This window comes from Rhodococcus sp. AC861 (assembly GCF_979256035.1).
This window is the reverse complement of record NZ_CEEDMW010000004.1, coordinates 375936-391053: the sequence shown is the minus strand read 5'-3', so window position 1 is coordinate 391053 and position 15118 is coordinate 375936. Positions and strand designations below refer to the sequence as shown.

General features: G+C 66.4%; 13 protein-coding genes and 1 riboswitch. Of the genes, 3 read left to right on the top strand and 10 right to left on the bottom strand.

Annotated elements, in window-relative coordinates:
* Nucleotides 1-13: 13 nt before the first annotated feature.
* Complete coding sequence (locus tag AC0IX4_RS15325) at nt 14-529, bottom strand: winged helix-turn-helix transcriptional regulator (RefSeq protein ID WP_042573041.1); 516 nt, start codon at nt 527-529, stop codon at nt 14-16.
* An 80-nt stretch (nt 530-609) separates the two neighbouring features.
* Here AC0IX4_RS15325 and AC0IX4_RS15320 point away from each other — a divergent pair, with 80 nt between their 5' ends.
* Nucleotides 610-1980, top strand: a complete 1371-nt coding sequence (locus tag AC0IX4_RS15320; protein WP_471829714.1) for an MFS transporter — start codon at nt 610-612, stop codon at nt 1978-1980.
* Nucleotides 1981-2103: 123 nt separating this feature from the next.
* On the opposite strand, the gene AC0IX4_RS15315 is transcribed toward AC0IX4_RS15320, so the two are convergent.
* From AC0IX4_RS15315 to AC0IX4_RS15280, 8 genes are all read right to left on the bottom strand, one after another.
* Complete coding sequence (locus AC0IX4_RS15315) at nt 2104-3747, bottom strand: dipeptide ABC transporter ATP-binding protein (protein WP_471829712.1); 1644 nt, start codon at nt 3745-3747, stop codon at nt 2104-2106.
* Nucleotides 3744-4637 (bottom strand): ABC transporter permease, encoded by an 894-nt coding sequence (locus tag AC0IX4_RS15310; protein ID WP_471829710.1) that lies wholly within the window; start codon nt 4635-4637, stop codon nt 3744-3746. The genes AC0IX4_RS15315 and AC0IX4_RS15310 overlap by 4 nt, the downstream gene beginning before the upstream one ends.
* Nucleotides 4630-5616, bottom strand: a complete 987-nt coding sequence (locus AC0IX4_RS15305) for an ABC transporter permease (protein WP_471829708.1) — start codon at nt 5614-5616, stop codon at nt 4630-4632. The genes AC0IX4_RS15310 and AC0IX4_RS15305 overlap by 8 nt, the downstream gene beginning before the upstream one ends.
* Before the next feature lie 2 nt (nt 5617-5618).
* Nucleotides 5619-7181, bottom strand: a complete 1563-nt coding sequence (locus AC0IX4_RS15300; RefSeq protein WP_471829934.1) for an ABC transporter substrate-binding protein — start codon at nt 7179-7181, stop codon at nt 5619-5621.
* Nucleotides 7182-7288: 107 nt separating this feature from the next.
* A complete protein-coding gene (locus AC0IX4_RS15295) occupies nt 7289-7753 on the bottom strand; it encodes a GNAT family N-acetyltransferase (protein ID WP_471829933.1) in 465 nt (154 codons plus the stop codon).
* A gap of 38 nt (nt 7754-7791) precedes the next feature.
* Entirely contained in the window at nt 7792-8760 is a 969-nt protein-coding gene (locus AC0IX4_RS15290; RefSeq protein WP_471829706.1) for an ABC transporter substrate-binding protein, read from the bottom strand.
* A gap of 41 nt (nt 8761-8801) precedes the next feature.
* Nucleotides 8802-9584, bottom strand: coding sequence for an amino acid ABC transporter ATP-binding protein (locus AC0IX4_RS15285; RefSeq protein WP_471829705.1), 783 nt, complete (start codon nt 9582-9584; stop codon nt 8802-8804).
* Entirely contained in the window at nt 9581-10540 is a 960-nt protein-coding gene (locus AC0IX4_RS15280; RefSeq protein ID WP_471829703.1) for an amino acid ABC transporter permease, read from the bottom strand. The genes AC0IX4_RS15285 and AC0IX4_RS15280 overlap by 4 nt, the downstream gene beginning before the upstream one ends.
* A 169-nt stretch (nt 10541-10709) precedes the next feature.
* Nucleotides 10710-10807: riboswitch (SAM riboswitch) on the bottom strand.
* Between the two features lie 305 nt (nt 10808-11112).
* Between AC0IX4_RS15280 and AC0IX4_RS15275 the strand changes: the two genes are divergently transcribed.
* The gene (locus tag AC0IX4_RS15275; protein WP_471829702.1) at nt 11113-12498 is read left to right on the top strand and encodes a diguanylate cyclase; all 1386 of its coding nucleotides are present in this window, start codon (nt 11113-11115) and stop codon (nt 12496-12498) included.
* A 73-nt stretch (nt 12499-12571) separates the two neighbouring features.
* Nucleotides 12572-13651 (top strand): SDR family oxidoreductase, encoded by a 1080-nt coding sequence (locus tag AC0IX4_RS15270; RefSeq protein ID WP_471829700.1) that lies wholly within the window; start codon nt 12572-12574, stop codon nt 13649-13651.
* A gap of 353 nt (nt 13652-14004) precedes the next feature.
* Here AC0IX4_RS15270 and AC0IX4_RS15265 read toward each other — a convergent pair whose 3' ends face one another.
* Nucleotides 14005-15081: a tartrate dehydrogenase gene (locus tag AC0IX4_RS15265; protein WP_471829699.1), complete on the bottom strand. Its 1077-nt coding sequence runs from the start codon at nt 15079-15081 to the stop codon at nt 14005-14007.
* Between the last annotated feature and the right edge of the window lie 37 nt (nt 15082-15118).

Here is a 15118-nt window from a genome sequence, read left to right as displayed (position 1 = left end):
ACGGGCGCCCTGCTCATCTGATCGGATCCACCAGCCGCTTGGTGTCGCGCAGGGCTCGCGACACGGCGCCCGGCCTGGGCGAACCGGACATTCCCGGACCCGGGTGCATCTCGACGGCAGACGCCGCCGGCACGACATCGCAGACGGAGCACCGGCCGTGGCCGTCCAGTCGAGTGCCGCACGCCGCGTGCCGGAACAGCCGACGCGGTCCGCCGGGCGCGGGAGCGACTCGCTCACCCCACTCGGTGAGGGCGTGCAGCACCGGCCACAACCCGACGAGCGCGTCCGTCGGCGCGTATTCCTCGCGCCCTCCGACGGGTTCCCGCTGCAGCAGTCCGTTGTCCACCAACATGGAGAGCCGCTGTGTCAGGACGGCTTTGGACATCGACAGGTGGTGCTCGAAGTCGGAGAACCGGCGGACGCCGAAGAGCGAATCCCGCACGATCAGCAATGTCCATCGCTCACCGACGATCTCGAGTGCTCGCGCCAACGAGCAGTCCTGCTCCGCATAGCCCTGACCGATCGCCATGCGGCGAGCGTACCCGTCCGGTCTGTTGACCGAACCATGTCGCCGGGCTACGGTTCGGTCACCGAACCGAAGGATCGTCGATGACCGTGCGTACCGCTCCCCCACTCGCCCGACCGCTCCCCGTGGCGGCAGCGGGAACGTTGCTGTCCCTGGCCGCCTTCACCTACCCGTTGGCGACGATCGGGAGCACCGCGATCTCACTGGACAGCGACGCGGCCGGACGGACGTGGATTCTCAGTTCGATGAGCATCGGTCTGAGTGCGGCACTGCTGGTGTCCGGCGCCCTGGCCGACGACGTGGGCCGCCGACGGACCTTCGCCCTCGGTCTCGTGCTCCTCGCGGCGGCCTCCGCAGTGTGCGCCGTGGCGCCCTCGACCCTGGTGTTCGTCCTGGCCAGGGTCGTCCAGGGTGTCGGTGCGGGTGCCGTCGTCGCGTCCAGCCTCGGAGTCATCGCCCACGCCTTCGAACCCGGGCCGCTCCGTGCCCGCGCCGGCGGCATCTGGGGAGCGAGCGTCGGCGCCGGAATCACCCTCGGACCCTTGATCTCCGCCTCGTTCGACCGTCTCGGATCCTGGCGTGGCGCGTACTGGGTCCTGACCGCCGCGACCCTCGTCCTCGCAGTCCTGGCGACCAGGTACGTCACCGAATCTCGCACGGAGACACCGCGAGGACTCGACATCATCGGCGCCGTCGCCCTGTCCGGCGGACTGTCGGCACTTCTCGCCGCGCTCGTCGAAGGGCGTGGCGGTTGGTCGAGGCCCGTCCCCCTCGTCCTGGCAGCGGTGGCGGCCGTCCTGATCGTCGGATTCGTTCTGCACGAGCGTCGCTCGTCGTCGGCGATGCTGGATCTGGCGCTGTTCCGCCAACCCGCCTTCATCGCGGCCACCGTCGCAGCTCTCACCACCGGTGTCGGAGTCATCGCCCTGATGTCGTACATGGCAGGGTTCGTCGGCGCCGCGTTCGGCCTCGACGCGCTGGACAGCGCGCTGCTGCTGTTCGCGTGGGCGGCCACCAGCGTCGTCACCGCCCTTCTCGCACGCCACATTCCGGCGGCCGTGTCGGGACGGACCCAGCTCGCCGTCGGCCTGCTCGGCGTGGCGATCGGGGTCTCGCTGTTCCTCGGACTGTCCGAGTCGTCGTCGCCTCTCCGCCTCGTTCCCGGTCTGATCATCGCGGGCGCGTTCACCGGAATCGTCAACGCAGCGTTGGGACGCGAATCCCTGGCCAGCGTCCCGCCCGGTCGCGCGGCCATGGGAAGCGGCGCCAACAACACCGCCCGCTACCTCGGATCCGCGATCGGCGTCACCGTGGTGTCCGTCGTGGTCCTCTCGGCCGGCACCGCACCGGGCGCTGCCTTCCACGGATGGAATCAGGCGGTGGCGGTCGTCGTGGGCGTCACGATCCTCGGAGCGCTGGTCGTGGCCGTCGCCCGCCCGCGGTCCGCGGCCTGACGCGGATCCGCGCCCTTCGTTCTCAGAACGAGGTTCGTACGGCCGCCTCGACGCACGCGCACGCACTGGCCTCACTCTGGTCGAACAACCACTGTCGAACCGTGCGCACTAAGGATTCCCGGGTCATAAGCGCCGAGAGTAGGCAGGTGCGGAGGCAACCGACATGGTTCGACTCGGCGTGATCGGAACTGTCCGTGTATGCCCGGGGATGGCATCGAGGAGTTCACGCGTGTACTCCTGCTGCGGGTCGTCGAAGATCGCTGCGGTGGTGCCGAACTCGACGATCGAGCCCGACTGCATCACCGCCACGGTGTCGCTGATCTGCCGAACCACCGCCAGATCGTGGGAGATGAAGAGATAACTCAGGGACAGCTCCCGCTGGAGCTCGTCGAGGAGCGCGAGAATCTGCGCCTGCACCGACACGTCCAGCGCGGACACCGGCTCGTCCAGAACCACCAGGTCCGGACGCAGCGCCAACGCCCGCGCGATGGCCACTCGCTGACGCTGTCCACCGGACAGTTCGGCCGGGCGTCGCGCCAGATGGCCCGAGCTCAGAGCTACCTGGTCGATCAGCTCCTCCACTCGCGCCGCACGCTCGGCGGACGTCCCGATCCTGAACGCATCCAACGGCTCTCGCACGATGTCGCGGATGCGCATCGACGGGTTCAGCGACGCGTACGGATTCTGGTAGACGATCTGGATGCGCCGACGCAGCTCCCGCAACCGAGCTCCGCGCAACGATCCCACCTCGGTACCGTCGAACGTGACCGATCCGGAGGTCGCCGTCTCGAGACCCGTCGCGATCCGGGCCACCGTCGACTTGCCCGACCCCGATTCACCCACGAGGGACAGGGTCCGGCCGCGCTCCACGGTGAACGAGACGTCGCGGACCGCGTCCAGGTGGACACCGCGGCCGATGCGGAACGTCTTGGACACGCCCGACACGGTGAGGATCGGCACTACCGGAGCCATGGACACCGGTCGCAGCGCCGAGTTCAGGGACGGAGCCGCAGCGAGAAGCGATCGCGTGTACGCGTGGCGCGGTGTCGACAGAATCTCCGCGGTGGGGCCCGTCTCGACGATCTCGCCGTCCTTCATGACGATGATGCGGTCGGCTCGGTCGGCCGCCACACCGAGATCGTGCGTGATCAACAGAACGCCGGCTCCGGTCTCGGCGATCCTCGCGTCGAGGTGGTCGAGAATGCGTCGCTGCACCGTGACGTCCAGCGCACTGGTGGGTTCGTCCGCGATGACCAACTCCGGTCGGCACGCGAGGGCGATCCCGATCAGCACTCGTTGACGTTGCCCTCCGGACAGATCCTGCGGGTACTGACGCGCGCGTACCTCAGGGTTGTCGAGTCCGGCGTCCGCCAGGATCTGCACGGCATCGATGCGAGCCGAGCGACGACTGGCGAGACCGTGCACCCGCAGCACTTCGGCCACCTGCTCGCCGACGCGCTGAACAGGGTTCAGCGACGTCGTGGGATCCTGCGGAACCAGGCCGATGTGTCGGCCCCGCAACCGGTCGAGCGCCTTGTCCGACGCAGTGTCGATCCGCTCGCCGTCGAAGGACACCGATCCGCCGGTGATGTGTCCGGTGCCGGCAAGGAGACCGATGATCGCATGCGCGGTCGTCGACTTCCCCGACCCGGATTCTCCGACGATCGCGACCACCTCTCCGCGATCGACGGTGAACGACACCCCGCGCACCGCCGCGGTGTCGCCGTATCCGACGGCGAGATCGCGGACCTCGAGAACGGCGCTCATCGACGTCCCTCCCTGTCCAGTGCGTGACCGACGCGGTGAGCCGAGAGCACCACCGCCACGATCACCAGACCGGGCAGCGTGGTCATCCACCACGCGGTGGCGAGGAAGTTACGGCCTTCCGAGATCAACGATCCCCATTCGGGCGTCGGGGGTACAGCTCCGAAACCGAGGAAGCTCAACGAGGACACCGCCAGTACTGCCATGCCGAATTCCACTGCAGCGAGCGCGATCACAGGGCCGTAGGAGTTGCGGAGTATGTGTCGACGGATTACGTCGAACCACCGCACGCCCGACGCGTATGCAGCTTCGACGTAGAGCGACCGCCGGACCCGGAGCACCTCGGACCGCATGACGCGGGCGAAGTTCGCCACCAGGGTCACCCCGACGGCGATGGCGACGTTGACGGTGCCGAAGCCCAGGGCGGTGACCAACGCCAGTGACAACAGCAGGGTGGGGATGGACAGCAGGACGTCGACGACGCGCATCAGCACCGCGTCCACGACACCGCCGACCGCACCCGCGAGAAGTCCCAGAAGGGACCCGGCGACCAGGGCGATCGCTACGGCGAGCAGTGTTGCCGTCAGGGACAGTCCGGACCCGTGGACGACGCGGGTGAACACGTCGCGACCGATGTTGTCGGTCCCGAACCAGTGGGCGGCACTGGGTGGTTGCAGCTTGTCGGCCGGCACGCCGGTCAATGGATCACCGCCCGCGAACAGCGACGGGAACACTGCAAATCCCCCCGCGAGGAGGAGCACGAGGATCGACAGCGCGAGGCCGGCGCGGCGCAGGACGGTCCGCACTCCGACACGTCGTCGGCTGTGCCCGTGTTCGGCGGACTCGGATGCTCGCTCCTCGAGCACGAGGTCACGCGTCAAGATGTCAGACATTCGCCTTCTCCTGCGTCGTCGACGGTGTGGTCGAGTGTGTGCGGTGATCGGCGACGATGCGCGGGTCGATCAACGGGTAGAGCAGGTCGACCAGGAGGTTGACGGCCACGAAGACCAGTGACGAGAGCACGACGATGCCCTGCACGACCGGAATGTCCTGAGCCATCACCGATGTCTGCGTCAACCGACCCACACCGGCGCGCGAGAACACTGTCTCCACCACGACGGACCCGGCGAGCAGCGTGCCGACGAGCACCCCCGCGATGGTGAACGCCGGGATCGACGACAACCGGAGAATGTGCCGGGACTGCACCCGTCGGCGCGGCACTCCTTTGGCCCGCGCGACATCGACGAACGGTTGACGCCATGTGGTGCTCATGCTGGTCGCCAACACCTGGGCGATCACCGCGCCGGTCGGCAGGGCCAGGGTGACCGCCGGGAGCACCAGGCTCGGGACACCCGCATCACCGAACGCCGGGAACCACCGGAGTCGGAACGAGAAGAGCTGCAGCAGGAGCAGTCCCACCCAGAACGTCGGAACGGCGACTCCGAGCGGCGGCAGCGAGAGCAAGGCGGTCCGCAACCACGAGACCTGCGTGTAGGTCGCAAGGTAGGCGACCGTGCTTCCGAACAGCACCGCCAGGACCAATGCCGTTCCCGCCAACGCCAGAGTGCTGGGCAGGGCGTCGAGAATCGCCGTGGTCACGCTCTGCCCAGTGGAAATTGAGTATCCGAAGTCACCGCGGACGGCAGCACCGAGCGAGTGCAGGTACTGCGTCCAGACAGACTGGTCGAGGCCGTAGCGCGCCTGCAGCTCGGCCACTGCTGCCGCGTCCACCGGAGTCCCCGATCCGGCCGAGTCGACGGCCAGACTCACCGGGTCCGACGGCAGCAGGAACAGCACCACGAACGAGATCGTGAACGCCGCCCACAACACCAGTAGTGCTTGCCCGACACGCTGTGCGAGGTAACGGAGCACGACTACCGCCCACTCAACCAGGTGTCGAAGAACTGGAGCCTGGCCGAGGCCTCGAACTTCAGGTCCTGCACGGCCGACGATGCGCCGATCGCCTGGGACAGCTCGATCGTCGGGATCCACAGGCCGTTGTCCAGCACCTGTTGCTGTGCCTGCGCGACGAGGGCGTTGCGCTCCGCCGTGTCCGTCGCCGACAGTTCGTCCGTCAGCAGAGTGTCCAGCGCCGGGATGGGGCCGCGTGCGTTGAGGTTTCGTCCATCGACCGCGAACGTGGCGCGAAGGATGTCTCCGTCGGCGCGTGTGCTGTTGTAGTAGGTGGAGTCGTAGTCCTTGGTGCCCTGGCGCGCTGTCGCCTCCTGGTTCGACACCAGCTCGAGCTGCAGATCGATTCCCACCGTGCGTAGCTGCTGCTGGGTGAGCTCGAGAATCGCCTGATTCCCCGCGAAGACAGGCGAGAACATCACCGAGAAGCTGAGCTTCTGCCCGTCCTTTTCGCGGATGCCGTCCGCACCGGGCACCCACCCGGCCTCGTCCAGGATCGACTGGGCCTTCGCAGCATCGTGGGTGACCTCTGGGAGTGCCACATAGCCCGGCGTCGTGCCGGCCAACGTGCTTGTCGCGGGCTTGAAATCGGGTCCGAGCACCGTGTCGACGAGTTCCTGCCGGTCGATCGCGGGCACCAGTGCGGCGCGCACAGCCGGGTCCTGCAGCACACCGCGCGAAACATTGGGCTGGAAGCCGAACGGCATACCGGGATTGGACGTCGTCAGGACCCGGCCTCCCGTCGCCTCGATCTGCGGGGCATCCTGCGGCAGAGCATCACTGACGGCATCGAGCTGGTCCGACGACAGGCTTCCGGTACGGACCCCCGATTCGGGAACGATGGTGAACTCGATCGAGTCGAGGTAGGCCTCGCCGTCGTGCCCGAAGACGTCGGATCCCCACGCGTATCCGGTGCGCTTGGCCAGAGTGACCGAACGGTCCTGCTGGTAGTCGGCGTACGTGAACGGGCCCGACCCGACATTCGTGCCGAGGCACCGGGCCTCCGCCGACTCCGCGGTCGTCACCGGAGCCTGGATACCGAGTTGCGCTGTCGAACTCGCCTGGAGGAACTGCGCATTGGGGGCAGCGAAGTCGACCCGCGCTGTGAGCGGGTCCACCACGGTGGTCCCCTGGTATCCGGTCAGGTAACTCCCGGCGAGTGGCGCTTTCGCCGCACCGACCGTGGTGACGATGGAGTCGAAGGTGCCCTTGACCGCGGCCGCGTCCACCGGTGTGCCGTCACTGAAGGTGGCTCCGTCCTTCAGGTGGAAGGTGAAGGACTTCGCATCCGGACTCACCTCCCACCTGTCGGCGAGCCAGGGTTCGATCTCTCCGCTGTCGGGATCCTGATCGGTCAGTGAGTCGACCACTTGGCGCACCACGTAGATGGTCTGATTCGTGCCGGCCTGGGCCGGGTCCGAGCAGGTGGGTGCGCCCGAGAGTCCGTACCGCAGTGTGCCTCCCGGCTGCGCCGGGCCGGCGTCGGCGGAGGATGTCGTCGCGTTGCCGGCGCAGCCGGCCAGCAGTGACGTTGCCGCGGCGAGTGAGCCGAGGCCGAGTAGGACGGAACGAGTGGACACGGGGGTGTCTCCGATTCTTCGACGATGGTGTGTGGTGACGGGTGCGGCGCGGGCTAGGCCGCGATAGCTTTCTCGAAGGGGTGGATTCCGACGGACTCGGACGGCAAGCCCTGGTCGTAGAGCGGCCGATAGCCGGCGGCGAGATAGAGCGCGACCGCTTCCGACTGATTCCATCCGGTGGTCAGGTAGATCCGTCGGTAGCCCCGGTCGCGTGCACTGCGTTCGAGTTCCGAGACCACCAGACGCCCGAACCCCTTACCGCGATAAGCCCTGGCAGTCCAGATACGTTTCAACTCTGCTGTTCGGCAGTCGAATCGGCGATACGCGCCGCCGGCGATCGGCACTCCGCCCAGGACGGCGACGATCAACGCACCGTGCGGAGCCGCGAATTCGTCGCCCGGGTACGACTCGAGTTCTTCACGCAGTTCGTCCGGACTACGTCCGTACCGTGACGCGTACTCGCGCGCGAGGTCGTGCAGTAGCGGCGCGGCCAGGGGATCGTCCTGCGTGATGCTCATGAACTGGATCCCGGAGTCGCCGATGCCGGCGTCGACGGTCACTGCCGCGGAAGTCCGGGCGGGTTGATCTCCGAGGTCTGCACGGCCTCGCTCTGCAGACCCCAGCGATCGAGAACCTTCTGGTAGCTGCCGTCCTCGATCGCGTGGTCGATGGCGTCGTGCACGGCCTGGATGAGCCCGTTGTCCTTCTTCGTCAGCACAGCGATCTCACCCTGCAGTGCATCACCGGCGCCGGACAGGGTGCCCACCACTTCCGTCTCCCCACCGGTCGCGGCGTGGTAGATCGCGGACGGGTTGGGGCCGAGGTAGCCGTCGATACGCCCCGAGCCCAAGGCGAGGTAGTAGTCCGATGTCTGCTGGTAGTAGGCGATCTCGGCCGGAGCGAGACCCTCCGCCACGTTCTGCGCGTTCCAGTCCACCAGGAGCTGCTCCTGGTTCGTTCCGGAACCGACACCGATCTTCTTCCCGGCGATGTCCTGCCTCTTCGACACTGTCCAGCCACTGTCCTTCTTCGCCTCGAACGCGATGTTGTCCAGACGGTAGGTCGCGAAGTCGTACTTGTCCTTCCGCTCCTCGGTCACCGTCACGTTGGAGATGAACACGTCGTTCTCGCCCGAATCGACCTTGACGAAGTTCTGCGACCAGTCGGCGACCTCGATCTGCGGTGTGAGACCGAGGATGTCGGCGATCAGATACGAGAAGTCGACCTCGGAGCCGACGGTCGTGGTGTCGTCTGTGGCGTAGAAGCGCAGCGGCGGCGCCGTGCCGCTGGCTCCGGTGACGACGAGGGTGCCGCGGTCGCGGATGGCCTGTGGAACCTCGGCCGCGATCTCGTCGACCTTCTCCGCGCGGACTCGTCCCGACTGTTCGGGAGTGAGGTCGAAAACCTGGCCTCCGGTCGTGACGACCTCGGACTCGGCGGTCGGCTCACTGCACGCCGTCGCGGTCAGGGTGACGGCGGCGAATGCAGCGGTGAGGAGGGCGACGGTTCTTCGTGGTGCGGACATGGCTGTTCCTTGTGGGTGAGAAGTGCAAGACGAGTGAGGTGTCAGAGAACGTGTGCGAGGAACGCCTTGGTGCGGTCCTGTGTGGGTGAATCGAGGAGTTCCGCGGGAGTACCCTGCTCGACGATCACGCCGCCGTCCATGAAGACCACCGTGTCGGCGATCTCCCGGGCGAATGCGACTTCGTGCGTGACGATGACGAGCGTGGCCCCGTCCCTGGCGAGATCGCGGATGACTTCGAGAACTTCACCCACCAGTTCCGGATCGAGAGCCGAGGTGGGCTCGTCGAACAGGATCACCTTCGGTCGCAGAGCCAGCGCCCGAGCGATGGCGACGCGTTGCTGTTGACCACCGGACAGGCGACGGGGGTAGTCGTGGGCCTTGGCTCCGACACCGACACGCTCGAGCAACGCGAGCGCCTCGGTCTCGACCTCTGCACGCGGGCGCTTCTGCGCCGACACCGGCGCCTCGACCACGTTCTCCAGCACGGTCAGGTGCGGGAAGAGGTTGAAGTTCTGGAAGACGAACCCGATCCTCGATCGCTGTCGAAGAATCTCCCGGCCGCTGAGTTCGTGCAGCTTGGCGCCTCTGCGGCGATATCCGACCAGGTCACCATCGACGCGAACCGTTCCTCGATCGACCTTCTCGAGGTGGTTGAGCACCCGCAGGAGTGTCGATTTCCCGGACCCGGACGGGCCGATGATCGCGGTGACCTCACCCGGACGAACGACGAGGTCCACGCCGTCGAGAACCTTCAGCGCACCGAAGGACTTGTGCACACCTCGCACCTCGACCGCATAGGTGGAGTCGTCGACGGAGTGCGTCATCGTGTTGCTCCTCTCGGGGCGAAGGTGATCTCGGAGAATCGCTTCCGTATCTGCTGCAGTGGCGTCAGCGGGACGGTGCGTACCGCACCCTTCGCGTAGTGGCGCTCCACGTAGAACTGCACGATCGACAGAATCGACGTGAGGATGATGTACCAGACTGTCGCCACCATCAGCAGCGGAACGACGCGGCCGCTGCGGCCGTAGATGACCTGCACTTGATAGAACAGCTCGGCGATCGCCATGACCGACACGATGGACGTGCCTTTGAACAGGCTGATGACTTCGTTCGCCGCATTCGGCAGGATCCCCCGCATCGCCTGCGGGAGAACGATCTTGAAGAATTCACGCCGCTTCGGGATTCCGAGCGCCGCAGCTGCTTCCAGCTGACCCTGATCGACCGAGATGATGCCGGCCCGCACGATCTCGGCGGAGTACGCCGCCTGGTGCAGCGCCAGGCCGATGATGGCCGCCGTGGAGCCACTGATCACGTTGTTGACATCGAACCGGAAGAAGCTGGGTCCGAACGGGATTCCGAGCGACAGCGTCTGGTAGAGGTACGCGATGTTGAACCAGAACAACAGCTGCACGATGAGCGGGATGGATCGGAACGCCCAGATGTAGAACCAGGCGATCACCTGCAGCACCGGGTTGGCCGACAACCGAGCTACTGCGAGTGCGATACCGATGGCGAACCCGATCAGCGTTCCCCAGAACGTCAATTGGATGGTCAGCCAGAGTGCCGACATGACCGATGCGGCCGTGAAGTACTGAGCGAAGGTCCCCCAGTCCCATCCGGCGTTCGTGGCCAGTCCGTGCCCGAACTGCGCCACCACCACCAGCGTGGCGACGGCGATGATCCACCGCCAGGGATGCCAGGTCCGTGCGACGACGAGGTCCTCGTCACGGACGTCGTCCACCGCGGCGGCCGCGGAGGGGCGAGCGTCGAGTTGCGTCACCGGACGAACCGGAGAAAAGGGTCAGGGGTCGAGACAGCAGGGCACATCGGGGGGCCTTTCGAGGCGGGAAGTCGGGGTCGCGAGTCAGGAGCAGCGCGTACAGACGCAGGTGCTCACTCGGCACAGGTCGACGTGCAGGCGTCGCCGCGGATCGTGGTTCATCGGTGCTCCTCCATCGGTCCTGGCGGTAGCACCCACACCCTCGACAGGAGAGGGGGGTTGCTGCGACGTCGACGAGCCAGGTCTCTCGGTCGCTCCTGATGGTGAGCAGAAATCTAGACCCGGAACATCGAGACGTCAAATCGCGCAACAGATTTCGCCTCGATCTAATGAGATCACGGTGATTCTGACTCGTGACAATGCGGTCGCCGTCCTGCTCCGACGACGAGACCGGTGCCGGGTGCAGCGCCTGTTCGCGCTCGAACGCCCCGGTCAGGCCCGTGAATCGGTACCCTCATCGGAACAGTTGGACTTCCCGCCGGTGGGTCAGGAACCGAGGTACTCGTGTGAGACGACACAGCGATGCCGGTCGTCGCAGTCGGTTCACGTCAGCGTCTCGACACCTGCCCGCCGTGTCGACCTCGCGACGATTCCAGGATCGTCGATCACTGGCGATGGCCACCACCGTGACCATGTCCGCATTCCTACTCGCAGCCGGATGGGGCATTCCCGGCTTGTTCCACCCCGGTCTCGTTCCCGTGGTGGCCACGGCGCTCGCCATCGTTCTTGCCGTCGTCGTGGTCGGCATCGTGGTCCGGACCGGACGATTGACCGAACGCCAATTCGTGGTCACGGGCGCGATGGCGGTGGTCGGCACCGCGGCGGCTGCGGTCGGTATCGCGGACCCGGCCGACACGTTGACAGTCAGTGCGCTGTTGACGATCGTGCCGGTGTTGGCGGCCTCGGCATCCCCGCCGAGGACGGCCACCGCGTTCGCCACCCTCGCGGCCGGCCTGGGGACCGCCCTGTGTGTGGACTCCGCGTCCAGCCGGGGAGCGGACGCCGTCGCCGCCGGCGCGTCGCTCACCATCGTCGTCGTGCCGGTTCTGCTGGTCTGGAGCCTGCGCATGTCGATGGCGGACGTGAGCCGCCGGTACGACCTGCTGGCGCGAACGGACGTCCTGACGGGGCTACTCAACAGGCGAGGTGTTCTGCCGCTCCTCGACGGGATGCTCCGCACGGCGGTAGGCCTGGACGCGACGATCACCGCCTCGGTCATCGACATCGACAACTTCAAAGCCGTGAACGACACGCACGGACACACGTACGGCGACCGGACCCTGGAGTCGGTCGCCCGAACGATCGTGTCCGCGGTGCCTCGCGGCGCCATCGTCGCGCGACTCGGCGGAGAAGAATTCCTCGTCGTCGCCCACCACGCTCCCGGAGCCGACGTCGCACTGTCGGTACTGCGGTCCGTCCGCGCCGAATGCGCGGTCACGGTCAGCATCGGAACATCGCGAGCACACCCGTCGACCCTCGACCGGACCGACAACGTCATCGACGTCGACGCTGCGCTCGATGCGATGATCGCCCGCGCCGACGAGGCGATGTACGCCGCGAAACAAGGCGGACGCGATCGCATCGCCATCGGTCACGACACCGTGTTCCATCGGCGGACACACTCGGACACCCTCGACGCATCGGCCGCCGTCGCCGCCACCCTGGTCGAACTACACAGCCGTCGGGCACGGTCCGGCAGACCGGCCGAGGCTCTGGCAGCGCTCTCCGAGCGGCTCGACGAGGTCATCGCCGCCGCGTCCTCCAACGACGCGGTGCGGTACGTGACCGCACTGTCCACGGTCGCGTCGCTGGACCAGTGCACAGGAATAGTGATGGAGCAGCTCGGTGTGGACCGTGACGACGCGGTACGGGTACTCGTACAGCGCTCGCGTGCCGACGGAGTATCGCTCGCACGGCTATGCGACACCGTGATGTCCTCCTCGCTCACGCCCTCCTGATTGCGTCTCGGCGCCCACGGGTAGCCGGACGGCGGGATCGACACGCGATCCCCAGAGCGGAGGCACTTCGTCCATGGCTTCACCACGTCCGGGCACGGCGCTCGTCGTCGGCGCGACCGGCATATCGGGGCAGACCATCTGCCGCCAACTCGTCGAGGCCGGGTGGACCACCTACGGGCTGTCTCGCAAGACCTCGCTCCCGGTGGAGGGGGTGACACCGGTGACCGCGGACCTGATGGACATCGCTGGGCTCCGTGAGGCACTGCGAGGAACCGCTCCCGACATCGTCTTCTTCACCGCGTGGATGAAGCAGGACACCGAAGCCGAGAACATCGAGGTCAACACGGCGACCCTGCGCAATACCGTCGACGCACTGGCGGACGAGAAATCGGTACGCCACGTTGCCCTGATGACCGGACTCAAGCACTACCTGGGACCGTTCGATGCATACGGCGACGCCGTCACGGCCGAAACGCCGTTCCACGAGTCCGAGGATCGACTCGACACCCCGAACTTCTACTACGCCCAGGAGGACGAGTTGTTCGCCGGGGCGGAGCGACTCGGCTACACCTGGAGCGTGCATCGAGCGCACACGATCTTCGGCTTCGCGGTGGGCAATGCGATGAACATGGCGCTCACGTTGTCCGTGTACGCGACCATCTGCAAGGAGACCGGGGCGCCGTTCGTCTTCCCCGGCTCGCAGACCCAGTGGGACGGCCTGACAGACGTCACGGACGCCGGGTTGTTGGCCGAACAGATGATCTGGGCATCGACCGCAGAGAACGGCGCGAACGAAGCGCTCAACATTGCCAACGGCGACGTTTTCCGGTGGCGTTGGTTATGGCCGCGCATCGCGGCGCATTTCGGGGTGGAGCCGGTCGGCTTCGATTCCGAGCCGCGACCGCTCGAACCGCGGATGTCCGATGCCCCTGCCGTGTGGCGGCGTATCGCGGAGAAATACGACCTGGTCGAATCTGACGTCACTCGCTTGGCGTCCTGGTGGCACACCGATGCGGACCTCGGGCGCGACATGGAATGCCTGACCGACATGACGAAGAGTCGACAAGCCGGTTTCCTCGGCTTCCGTTCCACGACAGACAGTTTCGCGGATCAACTCGGGCGATACCGGGATGCGGGCATCATCCCTCGATAGGCACGTCGCACGACGATCCGACGGTGGGACCGTTCGGATCGTCGTGTTCCGCCACAAGCCTCCTACGAGCCGACGTTCAGAGTCTTCAGGATGTTCAGGAAATCCGTGATGGGCAACAGGTCTCCGAACGAGAAGTTGAGAAAGCTGAGGCCGTTGAGAATGCTGAACATGGAGTCTCCTGAATCGAATGGTGTGCGCGATGTCCTCGCGCTGAAGAAATAATGGTCAATCGCGACGTTCGACACTGAAGAACGGCATGGTGACAAATCACCGACTTGGCCGCCGTCACATCGGACGGCGCCTCGCGGTGTGACAGCGAACCTGTCCCCGACGGTGCGGCTGGACAGACAGGTTCAGGGGGCGGTGATGCAGTCCGCGACCAGCCGGCCCACCGCGTCCGTCGACGCCGTTCCGCCCATGTCCGCCGTCAGCGCATCCCCACCGCTCGCCAGCACATCCTCGATGGCTCTCACCACGGCGGCCGCGGCCTCCTGCTCCCCGAGGTGGTCGAGCATCATGGCGCCGCTCCAGATCTGACCGATCGGATTGGCGACGTTCTTCCCTGCGATCGCGGGTGCGGAACCGTGCACCGGTTCGAACAGACTCGGGAACTTGCGCTCCGGGTTGATGTTGCCGCTCGGTGCGATCCCGATGGTCCCGGCGATCGCGGGTCCGAGGTCCGACAGGATGTCCCCGAACAGGTTGCTGGCCACGACCACGTCGAACCAGTCCGGATGCAGAACGAAGTTGGCGGTGAGTATGTCGATGTGGAAACTGTCGACGTCGATCGACGGATAGTTCGCGGCCATCGCCGCCACGCGCTCGTCCCAGTACGGCATCGAGATGGATATTCCGTTGCTCTTGGTGGCCGAGGTCAGACGCCGCCGCGGTCGCGTCTGCGCCAACTCGAAGGCGTACCGCAGGATGCGGTCGACGCCGATGCGCGACATGACCGTTTCCTGGATGACGGTCTCCCTCTCCGTTCCCTCGAACATGCGCCCGCCGAGGTCGGTGTACTCCCCCTCCGTGTTCTCACGGACGACGTAGAAGTCGATGTCGCCGACTTCCCGTCCCGCGAGGGGACTCGTGACGCCCGGCATCAACCGGATCGGGCGGAGGTTGACGTACTGGTCGAAGTGACGACGGAACTGCAACAGCGAGCCCCACAGCGAGATGTGGTCGGGAACCACGTCGGGCCACCCGACCGCACCGAAGAAGATGGCGTCGAACGTCTTCAGATCGTCGAACCACCCGTCCGGCAGCATCTTTCCGTGCCGGGTGTAGAACTCGGCGCTGGCGTAGTCGAAATGTTCGTACTCGATCCCGAAACCGAAGGCCGACGCCGCCGCGTCGAGAACGGCGATACCAGCAGGCACCACCTCCTTACCGATGCCGTCGCCGGGAATGACCGCGATTCTGTGGGGTGCCATGCCTCACGACCCTAGGCGCCGTCCCATACCGTTTGTG